Origin of the sequence: Agromyces sp. Root1464 (assembly GCF_001427265.1) — a bacterium.
GTDB classification, from domain to species: Bacteria; Actinomycetota; Actinomycetes; order Actinomycetales; family Microbacteriaceae; genus Agromyces; species Agromyces fucosus.
Genome location: NZ_LMFU01000002.1, coordinates 1,777,805 through 1,790,951, shown reverse-complemented (window position 1 = coordinate 1,790,951; position 13,147 = coordinate 1,777,805). Strand labels below are relative to the sequence as shown.

Here is a 13,147-nt window from a genome sequence, read left to right as displayed (position 1 = left end):
GGGCCGGGCCGGGTCGGCGCGAGGCGCGACTCCGGCGTTCAGGCCAGGGCGCCCTCGCGCGCGTCATGGCCGCGCTTACGGGCCACGCCCGCGTCGTCGGTGACGGCGGAGTAGGGCAGGGCGAGCAGGTCGCCGGCGGCGAGGTCGCCGGGCAGGGCGACCGGGGCGGGCGCGGAGCATCCGCTCGTTCCGCCCGTGAGCGTCGTCGGCGTCGCGCGCGCCACCGAGGTGCGCCCGATGAGCCGAGCCTCGGCCCAGACCGGGTCGAGCTCCGCGAGGTCGGCATCGATCGACGCGGTGCGCCCGGCCCGCTCATCGCCCCGCGCGCCGTCGTGGAGTCGAGCGGATGCCTCGAGCACCCGCACCACGACGACGCCCGTGTGCTTCGCCCCTGAGGCGAGGCCGCCCCCGGTGCCGGGTACGGCCGCCGGGCCGAGGTGCACGGCAGGCGTGCCGCACAGCTCGACGACGCGCAGCAGCGAGACGCCGTCGACCGTCACGTCGGTGATCGTCGCGACCGTGGCGGCCGGCCAGTGATCGCCGGCGATCGGGTCGGGGATCGATCGACGCAGCGTCGGCAGGATGCGCGTGAGCGTCATCGGCTGCTCGCAGCCGCGCGGGAGCCGGATCGGTACGCGAGGTTCGCGAGGCTGATCGGGGGCATGCCTCAGTTCTACGCCCGGTCGCGGCATCCGGCCCGTTTGTTACGTGATCCGAACGCCGGGCGACCGTTCCCTCATGCGCTGCTTACGCGGCGATGGCCTCGTCGAGCTTGGCGGCGAGCTCGGCATCGGTGGGCTCGGTGAAGTGCGTGCCGTCGGGGAAGACGACCACGGGGATCTGCGTGCGGCCGCTGATCGCCTTGGCGCGGTCGGCCCCGTCGGCGACGGTTTCGAGGTCGACGTACTCGTAGTCGACGCCGCGCGAGTCGAGCAGGCGCTTGGAACGACGGCAGTCGCCGCACCACTCGGCGCCGTACATCGTGACGCGGGCGGGGTTCAGGTCGGTGGCAGGAGAAGTCATACAGATAACCTACGTGGGTACCCTGTCGGTTATTCCCAGCGTGGGGTCGGCAGTGGCAGACTCGGGCGCATGCGATTCGAGACCACGATGTCCCAGGTCGGCAACAACACCGGCATCGAGGTGCCGCCCGACGTGATCGAGGCGCTCGGCGGCGGCAAGCGGCCCGCGGTCGTCGTGCTCGTGAACGGCTACGAGTACCGCAGCACCGTCGCCGTCATGGGCGGCCGCTTCATGATCTCGTTCAGTTCCGACAAGCGGGCGGCCACGGGCATCGGAGGCGGCGACCCGATCGTCGTCGAACTCGAGCTCGACACCGCGCCGCGCACGGTCGAGGTGCCGGCCGACCTCGCGACCGCGCTCGAGGCGGCCGGGGCGCGTGCAGCATTCGACGCGCTCTCGCCGAGCGCGAGGAAGGCGCATGTCACGGCGGTCGAGGGCGCGAAGGCCGCCGAGACACGGCAGCGGCGAGTCGACGGCATCGTGGCGAAGCTCGCCGAGTGATGACGCGCCGTCAGCTGCGCACGGGAACGAGCGTCGGGTCGCCGACGAGTCGCACGAAGGCGCTGAGCTGCGCCACTCCCTCGGGGGTGTACGGCAGCGCGTCGAGCAGCCCGGGCGAGTAGAGCAGGTACGCCGCCCACTTCGCCCGCGAGATCGCCACGTTCAGGCGGTTCTTCAGCAGCAGGAACTCGACGCCGCGCGGCGCCGCCGCGGCCGATGACGCGGCGAGCGAGACGATCGCGACCACGGCCTCCTGGCCCTGGAACTTGTCGACCGTGCCGACCGGCACCTCGGTCAGCCCTGCTGCGTCGAGCGCGGCTCGCACGACGGTGAGCTGTGCGTTGTAGGGCGTCACGACGATGAGGTCGCGCTGCTCGAGCGGGCGAGCGGACGCTGCGATCTGCGCCGCGCCGGTCGCGACCGCGCCGTCGGCCGCGTCGCCGATCCCGTCTTCGATCCAGTCCCGGCCGAGCAGCGAACGAGCCAGGTCGACGACCGCGGCCGCTTCTTCGGGCGAGGAGGTCGTGTTGCCGACGTGCTCGATGGGCAGTGCGGTGAGGCCGGGGGCGACGCCGGAGAGCGAGCGTCGGGAGGCCACGGCGTGCGAGTGCAACTCGCCCTCGTACGAGAGACGCGACACGGGTTCGGCGACCGCGGGGTGCATACGCCGGCTCTCGGCGAGGAAGTAGCCGAATTCTGCGGGCAGCACGTCGCGGCCGTCGTTGATCCAGCCGAGGGCCGAGGTATCGATGGGCTCGGGATGGTTGCCCTGGCTCACCTGCGGCAGCTGCTGGGGGTCGCCGAGCAGCAGCAGGTTGCGAGCGCCGACGGCCGAGGCGATGGTCGACGCGAGCGAGAACTGACCGGCCTCGTCGATGACGAGCAGGTCGAGCGAACCCCGCGGCACGCGGTTCTCGTTCGAGAAGTCCCACGCCGTGCCGCCGAAGACGAACCCCGAGCTCTCGTGGGCCGCCGTGTAGTCGGCGACGCCGTTCTTCGCGATGAACGTGTACCCGTGGTCGCCGGGCGTCTTCGCGTCTTTCGGGGCCTTCGCGACGAGCTCGGGATCGAGGCCCGCCCGGACGACGGCGTCGAGCACGTTCTCGACCACGGCGTGCGACTGGGCGACGACGCCGATCTTCCACGCGTGCCGCCCGACGAGCTCGGTGATCACGTGCGAGGCGAGGTAGGTCTTGCCCGTGCCGGGCGGGCCCTGCACCGCGAGGTACGAGTCGTCGAGATCGCGGAGGGAGGCGGTGACGGCGGCGACGTAGTCGTGGTCGGGCCCGAGCGGTGCGAGGCCCATGCCGCTGCGGGTGCGCGGCGGGATGCGCCGGAGCACGTCGACGGAGGGATTCGCGGGCCAGCGCGGGAACGCGCGGTCGACGTGCTGGGCCCACTCGAGGATCGCGCCCTGCTGCCGTCCGGCGGGCGGCGGGGTGCCCGGCGCGATCGCGAACGGCAGCTCGTGCCAGGAGACGCCGGCGATCGCGGTCTCCTCGATGAGCAGTCCGTCGTCGAGCACCTCGAGCACTCGCACCGAGTGCCATGCCCGCGAGCCGGGCCGCAGCGAATTGCTCGGGAAGGGCGCCGGCGGTTCGTAGAGCGCGATGGGCTCGCCGCCGACGCTGAATCGCGATCCGGGAGCGATGCGCCCGCGCAGCAGCACGTGCCTCCGGTCGACGCGGTGGTGGTCTTCGCGGTACCAGCGCTGCACCACGGCGGAGGTCGCCGGGTCGACGACGAGCACGTCGCGGTGGTCCTCCCAGGCCTCGAGCGGTTGCTCGACGCGGAAGTAGTGCGACCACCAGAAGCTCTTCGCCTCGCGGTCGTGGTAGTCGATCGCGGCCGCGGCGAGGGCGAGCGCCGTGTGGTCGGCATCCCGGTCGGGGTCGTCGGGCGGGCCGGCGACCGACTGCAGGTGCACGGCGAGGGGGCTGGGCTCGTACACCTTGCCCGCGGCCTTGGCCGCCTCGACGATGAGCGACTCGGGCACGGGGTCGACGCCGGCTCCGCGGGCGAGCCCGAGCAGCCAGTCGCGCAGGCGCAGCGTCGAGACGCAGTCGTAGCGGTTGTAGTCGGCGAGGTCGTCGAGCACGTACTGCGCGGCTGCGGTGCCCGCGAGGCCCGTGACCGGATCGGTCTCGCCGGTCGCCGCGAGCTCGCGGGCCCGCACGTACTCGAGGATCGAGTCGCCGCCCGACTTCACGTCGGCCTCGCGCAGCTGGGTGCCCATGTAGAGCGGCTCGAGCTTCTTGATCGAGTACGAACGGCTGCCCACCCGCACCGCGCGCTTGACGATCGGATAGAGATCGACGAAGACGCCGTCGGCGAGCAACTGGTCGACGGCGGCCTCGCCGACGCCGTGCCGCGCGGCCATCGAGAGCAGGTGCGTGCGCTCGTAGCTCGCATAGTGGTAGATGTGCATGCGCGGATGGGAGGCCCGGCGCAGCTTCACGAGCTCGAGGAACTGCACGAGCGCGACCCGCTCCTCGGCGAAGGAGTGCGCCCAGAGGGGCGTGAACTGCTCGGCGTCGTCGACCATGCCGAAGAGGTAGTCGAGGCCCCAGTCGTCGGCTGCGCCCTCGGTGTAGAGCGGGTCGCCCTCGAAGTCGAAGAAGAGGTCGCCGGCGTCGGGCTCGGGGATCGCCGCGAGCGAGGCGGCGTCGCGCACGACGACGGGCGGCGGCAGCGGGGGATCGTCGGGGGAGCGGAGGCCGGAGGCGGCCGCCGCCAGCTCGGCCGACTCGGCTTCGAGCTGCAGGCGCGCCTGCACGCGCAGGTTCTCGATCGTCGCGTCGAGCACGCCGGGCACCGGGCCGAAGGAGGCCGCGAGCGCGTCGATCGTCGTGATGCCCGCGTCGTGCAGGGCGGCGCGCTGGGTGACTCGCAGACCGGCGACGAGCAGCACGTCGCGGTGCGCCTGCACCTCGAGGTCGCACGTCGGGCATCGCCCGTCGAGGGCGTAGCGCGGGTCGCCCCACGCGACCGGCCCGTCTTCGGCGAGCCGGTCGGCGACGATCTGCTCGAGCCGTTCGCGGCGCAGCCGGTAGACCGGGGCGATGTCGTCGAGGCGGTGCACGCTCGTGGTGCCGTCGCCGAGGAGCAGCTCGACGGTGTCGGCGCACGGCACGCCGGTGCGCTCGAGCTGTTCGGCGTAGGCGGCGAGCTGGAGCAGCGCGGTGACCCGCGCCCGGCGGGCGAGCTTGGAGTCTTGCACGAGGTAGCGGCCGTCGGGCTGGCGCACGATGAAGTCGGCGAAGCCGATGAAGCCCTCGTCGGCGAACGTCGCTTGGAAGACGACGGGGGCGCCGGCCGCGAAGGCCGCCTGCGTCGCCTCGACCGCTGCTGCCACGGCGGCCGGGTCGCGCACATCGGGGCGCTCGATCTCGACGACTCCGTCGCCGAGCGCCGCGCGGTAGTCGTCGAGCACGCGCAGCTCGTGCTGGTCGCCGAGTCGGCCCGAGCGCTCGAGCATCGCGTCTTCGGGGTCGGGCACCTTCTCGATGCGGCCGAGCTTCGCGTCGAGGGCGCGGAGGAAGGCGAATTCGCACTCGGACGCCTTCTTCAGGTCGCTCGCGCTCGTGACGACCGAACCGTCAACCAAGTACATCGGGCTCCTTCGGGTCGTCGTGCTGCAACGCTATCCGGCGCCGCCGACAACGTGCGGGGCGAGCGCGCCGGGTCGCAGCCCCAACAGGCCTTCGACGCTCCGGGTCGTCAGCGTGTCTCGCTCGCCGGCGCCGTCCCAACGCACGAGCGCCTGGGCGTTGAGTCCGTCGATCATGCCGAGCAGCTGCCAGGCGGCCGCCGCAGCATCGACGGGGCCGAAGTCGCCCGTCTCCACGCCGTCGTCGATGATGCCCACGATGACCGACTGCCAGGCGTCCATGCGGTGCCGCACGCTTGCGGCGAGCGACTCGTTGCGGCGGCCGAGCGCCCAGGCCTCGACCCACACGACGGTGACGTCCTCGCGCGAGCCGTCGAGCAGCGTGCCGACGAGGATGGCGAGGCGCTCGGGCGGGGTCCGTCGCTCGGCGACGAGCGCGCCGACCTCCTCGATCTCGACGGCGACGATCGCATCGAACGTCTCGGCGATGAGGGCGTCCATGCTCGGCTGGTAGTGCGCGACGAGGGCCGGCGTCACGCCCGCTCGGGCGGCCACTGCGCGCAGCGTCACGGCGGACAGGCCCTCACCGAGCGCGAGCGATCGGGCGGCTGTGGCGATCTCGGTTCGACGCTCGGCCGGGGTCTTGCGCTCGGCGCGCTTGCGTGGCGTGCTTGACATGGTGCGCCCAGTCTATGTACCGTCGGAGCAATTGTTGATCATTTGATCAATACGAATCGACGGATGCCGCTCGGCACGGCCGACGCACCGACGCGACGCACGGAGGAACCGATGAGCTGGCGCATGCTGTCCGAGACCGCACCCCATGAGCGCACCTGGATGGCGTTCCCGGTCACCGACAACGTCGCCGACGAGACGCCCGGCGGCGTCGAGCGCACGCTCGCGGCCTGGGCCGCGGTCGCGAACGCGATCACCGAGTTCGAACCCGTCTCGATCCTCGTCGACCCGAGCGAACTCGAGAACGCCCGGCGCCTGCTCGACCCCGCGGTCGAGATCGTCGAATGCCCGGTCGACGAGTTCTGGATGCGCGACCACGGCCCCACCTTCGTCGTCGACGACGAGCGACCCGGCGTGCTCGGCGCAGTCGACTGGACCTTCAACGGCTGGGGCGCGCCGAGCTGGGCGAGCTGGGAGAAGTCGGCCGAGCACGCCCGCTTCATCGCCGATCGCGTCGGTGCCGAGCTCGTCTCGAGCGCACTCGTGAACGAGGGCGGCGGCATCCACGTCGACGGCGAGGGCACGGTGCTGCTCACCGAGACCGTGCAGCTCGACCCGCGCCGCAACCCCTACGCCGACAAGCGGCGTGTCGAGGCCGAGATGGCCCGCACGATCGGGGCGACGACGGCGATCTGGCTGCCGCGCGGCCTGACCCGCGACTACGACGAGCTCGGCACGAACGGGCACGTCGACATCGTCGCGACGCTCACCTCGCCCGGCCAGGTGCTCGTGCACTCGCAGCGCAACCCCGAGCACCCCGACTTCGAGGTGAGCCGCGAGATCGTCGCGCTGCTCGCCGGGTCGACGGATGCCGCGGGGCGCACGCTCGAGGTCACCGAGCTCCCGGCGCCGTCGACCATCCGCGATCACGAGGGCTTCGTCGACTACAGCTACGTCAACCACCTGGTCGTGAACGGCGGCGTCATCGCGTGCGGCTTCGGCGACGACGAAGCGGATGCCGCGGCGCGCGGGATCCTCGAGGCCGCTTACCCGGGCCGACGTGCCGTGACGGTCGACGCGCGACAGGTCTTCACGGGCGGCGGCGGCATCCACTGCATCACGCAGCAGCAGCCGGTGGTCGCTCGATGAGCCGATTCGACGTCGTCGAGGCCTCGATCGCCGAGCTCCGCGCCGCGCTCGAGTCGGGTCGCGTCACAGCGGTCGAGCTGCTCGACGCCTACCTCGCTCGCATCGCGGCGTTCGACGGGCCCGAGACGCCCACCGCACTCAACGCCCTCGTCGTGATGAACCCCGGCGCCCGCGCCGACGCGCTCGCGTCGGATGAGCGCCGTGCCGCCGGGCGCGTGCTCGGGCCGCTCGACGGCATCCCGTTCACCGCGAAGGACAGCTACCTCGCCCGCGGGCTCACGGCAGCCGCGGGCTCGCCCGCCTTCGAGCACCTCGTCGCGCAGCGCGACGCGTTCACGATCGAGCGCCTGCGCGGCGCCGGCGCCGTGCTCATCGGGCTCACGAACATGCCGCCCATGGCCAACGGCGGCATGCAGCGCGGCGTGTACGGCCGCGCCGAGAGCCCCTACAACGCGGAGTACCTCACCGCGGCCTTCGGCTCGGGATCGTCGAACGGCTCGGGCACCGCGACCGCGGCGTCGTTCGCGGCCTTCGGCCTCGCCGAGGAGACGTGGTCGTCGGGCCGGGCGCCCGCTTCGAACAACGGGCTCTGCGCGTACACGCCCTCGCGCGGCGTCATCTCGGTGCGCGGCAACTGGCCGCTCGTGCCCACGATGGACGTCGTCGTGCCGCACACCCGCACGATTGCCGACCTCCTCGCGGTGCTCGACGTGATCGTCGCCGACGACCCCGAGGCGCGCGGCGACTTCTGGCGGGTGCAGCCGTGGGTCGAGATCCCCGCGGCATCCGCGATCCGTCCCGCCTCGTACGCGGCGCTCGCGACGGGCGCGGCAGCGACGGATGCCTCGGCCGGTGCCGGCCCGCTCGCCGGCAGCCGCATCGGCGTGCCGCGCATGTACGTCAACGCCGATCCGGAGGCCGGCACCGCCGAGCCCGGCCGCACACCCGGCATCGGCGGCGCGACCGGGCAGCGCATCGAGACCCGCGCCACGGTGATCGAACTCTGGGAGGCGGCCCGCCGCGACCTCGAGGCTGCGGGCGCCGAGGTCGTGCTCGTCGACTTCCCGGTCGTGTCGAACTACGAGGGCGACCGCCCGGGCGCACCCACGATCGAGACGCGGGGACTCGTGAGCCACGAGTACCTGCGCCGCGAGATCGTCGACCTCTCGGCCTGGGCCTGGAACGACTTCCTCGACGCGAACGGCGATCCGGCCCTGCACGCCCTCGCCGACGTCGACGGCGAGCGCATCTTCCCGCAGCCGGAGGGCGCCCTGCCCGACCGGTACACGGGCTTCGAGGACGACATCGCCGAGTACCCCGAGTGGGCGCGCTCGCACCCCGGTGCCACGCTCGCCGACATGCCCGAGCTCGAAGGGGGGCTCCGCGGCCTCGAGGAGACGCGGCGCATCGACCTCGAGCAGTGGATGGACGACCTCGGCCTCGACGCCGTCGCCTTTCCCGCCGTCGCCGACGTCGGCCCCGCCGACATGGACGTGAACGAGGCATCCGCCGATCTCGGCTGGCGCAACGGCGTCTGGGTCGCGAACGGCAACCTCGTGCCGCGCCACCTCGGCATCCCGACCGTCACGGTGCCGATGGGGCTCATGCGCGACATCCGGATGCCGGTGGGCCTCACGTTCGCCGGACGCGCCTACGACGACTCCGCCCTGCTCGCGCTCGCCGCGGCGTTCGATGCGCTGCCGGCCTCGACCGCGAGGCGCGTGCCGCCGCCGCGGACGCCCTCGCTCTGAGCGGGGCGCGAGTGCGGGCGCGGCGGCCGGTCACGAGGCGCCGCCCGGGTTAGTCTGACGCCATGGCGGTCAGTCGGAGCCGTACGGCGGTCTACGCGCGTCGGCGCAAGCGTCGCATGGCGCAGCACACGCACGACCTCAGCGACGAGCAGTGGGCCGCGCTCGCCGCCGAGTGGCAGGGGTGCGCGTACTGCGGTGCCAGCGACCGGCCGCTGCAGCGCGACTGCGTGCAGCCCATCTCGCGTGGCGGCCGCTACACGCTCGGCAACGTGGTTCCCGCGTGCGGCTCGTGCAACGCCAGCAAGTCCAACGACGAGGTGACGTCGTGGATGCGTCGCAAGAAGCTCGACGAGCGCGCCTTCCTGATGCGGCACTACGAGGTCGGCATGCTGATGGCGGCGCGATTCCCGAATGCGGATGCTTCGCCCGAGTGAGTCGCGCATTCAGCTGGTGCGAGCGCACGCTCAGCTGCTGAGGATCGGGGCGCGGGTCGGCGTCAGCCGACGGGCGTGGAGCACGATGTCGAGCACGAAGACCAGCATGATGCCGATGAGGCAGACGCGCGTGACTTCTTCGGCGGCGGGCGAGACGAAGATGGGGCCTGCCGTGAGGCTCCACGTCACCAGGGCGAGGAAGGCGACGTCGTTCGCGATCGAGATCAGGCGGATCGTGCGGGTGTAGCGGCCGGCGATGAGCAACGCGAACCCGACGGCGAAGGCCATGGCCCAGAGCACCACGAACCAGGGTGCGCGCCACGCGAGGAACTCGGGGTCGAACACGAAGGCTTCGATGACCGGCTGCGGCAACCCGGGGGCGATGACGGCCAGCCAGGGCAGCGCGATCAGCACCGAAGCGCCGAGCGCGCCGAACGAGATCGCGAGCACGAGACCCGCGCGGTTGACTCGGTCGCGGTCGAGCACCTGGGGCGGGATATGCGGCGCCACCCGGGGCTCGGCCTGTGGTGCGCTGTCGGTCGCGGCGTCGGTGACATCTCGCCGATGCCTGATGATCGCGGCGATGAGCGTCAGCGTGATCATGAATCCCGGCCACCAGAACGCGCCGAGCCCCCCGCTGAGCCACCAGGCGGGCAACGGCGCCCACCAGGCGCCTGCGACGCCGGCCGTCTCCGCCCACTCGGCGACTCCCGGGTCGGCGTACGCGATCGGGAGGGTGACCGCCCACTGCAGGGCGACGCCGCCGAGGGCGAACCAGGCGAAACCCGGTGCATCCGCCGGGCGGATCACGGTGAACCCGGCGGGGCGGTAGCGATCGGCAACCTCCTGCGGTCGGCCGAAGGCGGCGAGCAGCTCCATGACCATCGGCTCGTCGGCGGGTCGACCGGCCTCGTCGGCTCGTCCCGCGAGCTCCTCACGCAGCAGCGACCGGAGCTCGAAGCCGACGTCGGCTCGTTGTCGCCGAGGAATGCGCGCGACGACGTCGCCGACGTAGCTCTCGATGATGGCGTTCGGGTCCATGTCAGTTCTCCTCGTGCAACAGTGCGGCGACGACCGAGGTCAGTGACCCCCACGCGGCGGTCAGGTCGCGATAGCTCTCGGCCCCGGCAGGGCTCAGCGTGTAGTAGCGGCGGGGCGGCCCGTCGTCGATGCGCCACTCGGAGGCGAGGAGCCCCTGCCCCTCGAGCCGGCGGAGCAGCGGGTAGAGCGTGCCCTCCTCGATCGGCATGCCGCGCTCGGCGAGCGCCTGGCGCAGGGAGTAGCCGTACTGCGGCGCCCGCAGTTGCGAGAGCACGGCGAGCACGAGCACGCCCTTGCGCAGATCCTGCTCGAGCTTGCCCGTCTGCTCGGGTCGACCCTCTACCATGTGGCTCACACTACATAGGGTCACACAGTACGTCAACGGTAGCCCAGCGGATGCCGCGGCGGTTCCTTTCCTCGCCCAGCGCGAGGGGCACCGTCAGAGCGGCCGAGACTCCTCGACGGCTCGGCGCAGCCCGGCCGGGTTGAACAGCCGGAGCGCGGTCGATGACAGAACCGTCGTCGGTGCGCCGAGGAGCCGGCCCGCGATGATCTCCAGTTCGAAGGTGGACTCGCCCCCTCTCACCGGATCCGTCTCGGCGAGCAGCTCGAACTCGTCGGCCTCCTGCCCGATCGCCAGTGGGCCCATGATGCGGACGTTCGAGGCGCCGTGCTCGCCGAACGCACGCAGGAGTTCGCTGCGCCGCAGTGTCAGGCGCTCGCCGAGCGGCAACTGATCGAAGCGCTCGTGAGCAACCGGGGAAGCCGAGCCGCCCGCACGACGTGGCTCGCCCTCATGGTCCACATCACCCGCCCTGGGCGCGCCGCCCGTTTCACCTCTGCTGTCCGCGACCAGTGACGTGCCTCGGCCGCGAGCTGCGGCGAAGTCCGCGACCGCCTCGCGCAGGACCGACTTCTTCGTGGCTCTCAAGAAGTAGGCCATCTCCGAGACGAGACGATCGGTCGCAACATCCACCTTGATCGACTTCTCGTCGAGCTGCTTCTCGTTGATCTGCTTCTCGCTGATCACATGCCTCCTCTGATGGTGTCGCGTCGTGTGGTCGTGGAGACCGGAGGTGGGTGTTCTGCCTCAGATTCGGTGCCGAAGTGCCGAAGTGCCGAAGTGCCGCCGATCTGCAGAGCACACTCCACCACGATCGCTCGACCAGATCGGGTACGCCCCAAGGCTCGTGGATGCGCGCCTCGCCGCTCATGCTGTGCAGGACGAGTGCGGTGCGAACCGCGCGTCGCAGCCCCGAAGCGGCGACCCTGTTCAGCGCACCTCGACGGTGACCTCGTCGAGGCCGGTGGCGCCGTCGGGCACGACGCCCTGGCGCTTCGCGGTCTGCACCTCGCCGTCGGCCCCGAGGGCGCGCACGCGAACGGTGTGCGAGCCGGCCGAGGCATCCGGCCACTCGTACTTCCACTGCACCCAGGTGTCGTCGTTGATCGCCGTCGCGAGGTCGGCGTCGCGCCACTCGCCGTCGTCGATCTGCACCTCCACCCCGGCGATGCCGACGTGCTGGTGCCAGGCGACGCCCGCGAGCACCGCGGAGCCGGGGGAGACCGACTGCCCCTGGCGGGGCACGTCGATGCGCGAGGAGAGCTTGATGGGCCCGCGCTCGCTCCAGCCGCGGTCGGTCCAGTACGCGGATGCCGCGTCGAACCGTGTCACCTCGAGGTCGACGACCCATTTCGTGGCCGAGACGTAGCCGTAGAGCCCGGGCACGACCATGCGCACCGGGAAGCCATGCTCGGCCGGCAGCGGTTCGCCGTTCATGCCGACGGCGAGGATCGCGTCGCGATCGTCCTGCAGCACCTCGAGGGGCGTCGACGCTGTGAACCCGTCGATGCTTCGCGAGAGCACCATGTCGGCGTCGGCCGACGGGCCGGCCTCGGCGAGCAGTTCGCGGATCGGGTAGCCGAGCCACACGGCGTTGCCGATGAGTCCGCCGCCGACCTCGTTCGACACGCACGCGAGGGTCGTGACGCTCTCGTCGAGGGGGAGCGCGAGCAGTTCGTCCCACGTCAGCGTGATCTCGCGATCGACGAGGCCGTGGATGCGCAGGCTCCAGTCGGCCGGATCGACCGCCGGCACGGCGAGGGCGGTGTCGATGCGGTAGAACTCCGCGTTCGGCGTGACGACCGGGGCGAGGCCGTCGATGCCGAGCTCGGCGCCCGCCGGCACCGTCACCGTGCTCGCGGCGTTGGGCAGGGTGATCGCCTCGCGCACCGCGGTGACCGCGCGGGCGCCGGCCTGCAGGGCGTAGCCGCCGAGGGCGGCGAGCGCCCCGAGCGCCACGGCGCCGCCCGCCCAGCCGAGGAAGCGGCGGCGGTCGACGCCTGTCTCGGCCGAGGCCGCCGGCGGCGGCGTCGGAGTCGGCGGCGTCGCTGAGTCGAAGGACGATTCTCGCGACGCGCCGGTCTCGGCCGCGCGTGTCGGCTCGATGGTCCTGCGACTCAGCGTGTCAGGGGCGGGCGCGGGCGCGGGTGCGAGCCGTCGCAGGAGGAACGTCAGCGCGAGCATCGCCGCGATCGCCGCCACAGCCGAGGGCACGATCGCGAGCATGGAGGCGTTCGCCCGGCTCGCCGCGGCGACGGCGCCGACGACGCCCACCGCGCCGACGACGACCATGCCCCAGGGCGGCCGCCTCGCCTCGAGCACTCCGGCTGCGCCGGCGACCGCGAGCAGCACGAGCCCGATGCCCACGAGCAGCGCGGCCTTGTCGCCCGTGCCGAAGAGGGCGATCGCGGCGTCCTTCGCCCAGGGCGGCGCAAGATCGATGAGCAGCGACCCGACGACCACCAAGGGGCTCGAGGCCGGGGCGACGACGGCGGCGACGAGCTGCCCGACGCCGACTCCGAAGGCGACGGATGCCACGCCCGCCACGGCGGGCAGCACCCATCCCCGGGCAGGTCCGCTCGTCTCGGGCATGCGCACAGCGTACGCTCGTCGGGCCCGC

General features: G+C 72.3%; 12 protein-coding genes. 4 read left to right on the top strand and 8 right to left on the bottom strand.

What is annotated here, in order from left to right; genetic code table 11:
- Window positions 1–38 precede the first annotated feature (38 nt).
- On the bottom strand, window positions 39–599 hold the full coding sequence (locus ASD23_RS13840) for a hypothetical protein (protein WP_056011693.1): 561 nt from the start codon (window positions 597–599) through the stop codon (window positions 39–41).
- A 148-nt stretch (window positions 600–747) separates the two neighbouring features.
- Window positions 748–1,023 carry a glutaredoxin family protein gene (locus ASD23_RS13835; protein WP_056011690.1) on the bottom strand — a complete coding sequence of 92 codons (276 nt, stop codon included), beginning with the start codon at window positions 1,021–1,023 and terminating at the stop codon, window positions 748–750.
- Window positions 1,024–1,092: 69 nt separating this feature from the next.
- Here ASD23_RS13835 and ASD23_RS13830 point away from each other — a divergent pair, with 69 nt between their 5' ends.
- Window positions 1,093–1,524: a YdeI/OmpD-associated family protein gene (locus ASD23_RS13830; RefSeq protein ID WP_056011687.1), complete on the top strand. Its 432-nt coding sequence runs from the start codon at window positions 1,093–1,095 to the stop codon at window positions 1,522–1,524.
- 10 nt (window positions 1,525–1,534) lie between these two features.
- On the opposite strand, the gene ASD23_RS13825 is transcribed toward ASD23_RS13830, so the two are convergent.
- On the bottom strand, window positions 1,535–5,137 hold the full coding sequence (locus tag ASD23_RS13825; RefSeq protein WP_056011685.1) for a TM0106 family RecB-like putative nuclease: 3,603 nt from the start codon (window positions 5,135–5,137) through the stop codon (window positions 1,535–1,537).
- A 30-nt stretch (window positions 5,138–5,167) separates the two neighbouring features.
- Window positions 5,168–5,812, bottom strand: coding sequence for a TetR/AcrR family transcriptional regulator (locus tag ASD23_RS13820; RefSeq protein ID WP_056011682.1), 645 nt, complete (start codon window positions 5,810–5,812; stop codon window positions 5,168–5,170).
- A gap of 111 nt (window positions 5,813–5,923) precedes the next feature.
- On the opposite strand from ASD23_RS13820, the gene ASD23_RS13815 reads away from it, so the two are divergent.
- The 3 genes from ASD23_RS13815 (at window position 5,924) to ASD23_RS13805 (ending at window position 9,143) form a co-directional block, all read left to right on the top strand.
- Window positions 5,924–6,958 (top strand): agmatine deiminase family protein, encoded by a 1,035-nt coding sequence (locus ASD23_RS13815; RefSeq protein WP_056013238.1) that lies wholly within the window; start codon window positions 5,924–5,926, stop codon window positions 6,956–6,958.
- Entirely contained in the window at window positions 6,955–8,709 is a 1,755-nt protein-coding gene (locus ASD23_RS13810; RefSeq protein ID WP_056011679.1) for an amidase, read from the top strand. The genes ASD23_RS13815 and ASD23_RS13810 overlap by 4 nt, the downstream gene beginning before the upstream one ends.
- 62 nt (window positions 8,710–8,771) lie before the next feature.
- Window positions 8,772–9,143, top strand: a complete 372-nt coding sequence (locus ASD23_RS13805; protein ID WP_056011675.1) for an HNH endonuclease — start codon at window positions 8,772–8,774, stop codon at window positions 9,141–9,143.
- 30 nt (window positions 9,144–9,173) lie between these two features.
- Here the strand turns inward: ASD23_RS13805 and ASD23_RS13800 are convergent, their stop codons facing one another.
- The 4 genes from ASD23_RS13800 to ASD23_RS13785 all read right to left on the bottom strand — a co-directional run bounded on the left by ASD23_RS13800 (window position 9,174) and on the right by ASD23_RS13785 (window position 13,119).
- Window positions 9,174–10,184 (bottom strand): hypothetical protein, encoded by a 1,011-nt coding sequence (locus ASD23_RS13800; protein ID WP_056011672.1) that lies wholly within the window; start codon window positions 10,182–10,184, stop codon window positions 9,174–9,176.
- Window position 10,185: 1 nt separating this feature from the next.
- Window positions 10,186–10,530, bottom strand: coding sequence for a PadR family transcriptional regulator (locus ASD23_RS13795; protein WP_056011668.1), 345 nt, complete (start codon window positions 10,528–10,530; stop codon window positions 10,186–10,188).
- A gap of 93 nt (window positions 10,531–10,623) precedes the next feature.
- Entirely contained in the window at window positions 10,624–11,214 is a 591-nt protein-coding gene (locus ASD23_RS13790; RefSeq protein ID WP_056011665.1) for a hypothetical protein, read from the bottom strand.
- 243 nt (window positions 11,215–11,457) lie between these two features.
- Entirely contained in the window at window positions 11,458–13,119 is a 1,662-nt protein-coding gene (locus ASD23_RS13785; protein ID WP_056013235.1) for a molybdopterin-dependent oxidoreductase, read from the bottom strand.
- Between the last annotated feature and the right edge of the window lie 28 nt (window positions 13,120–13,147).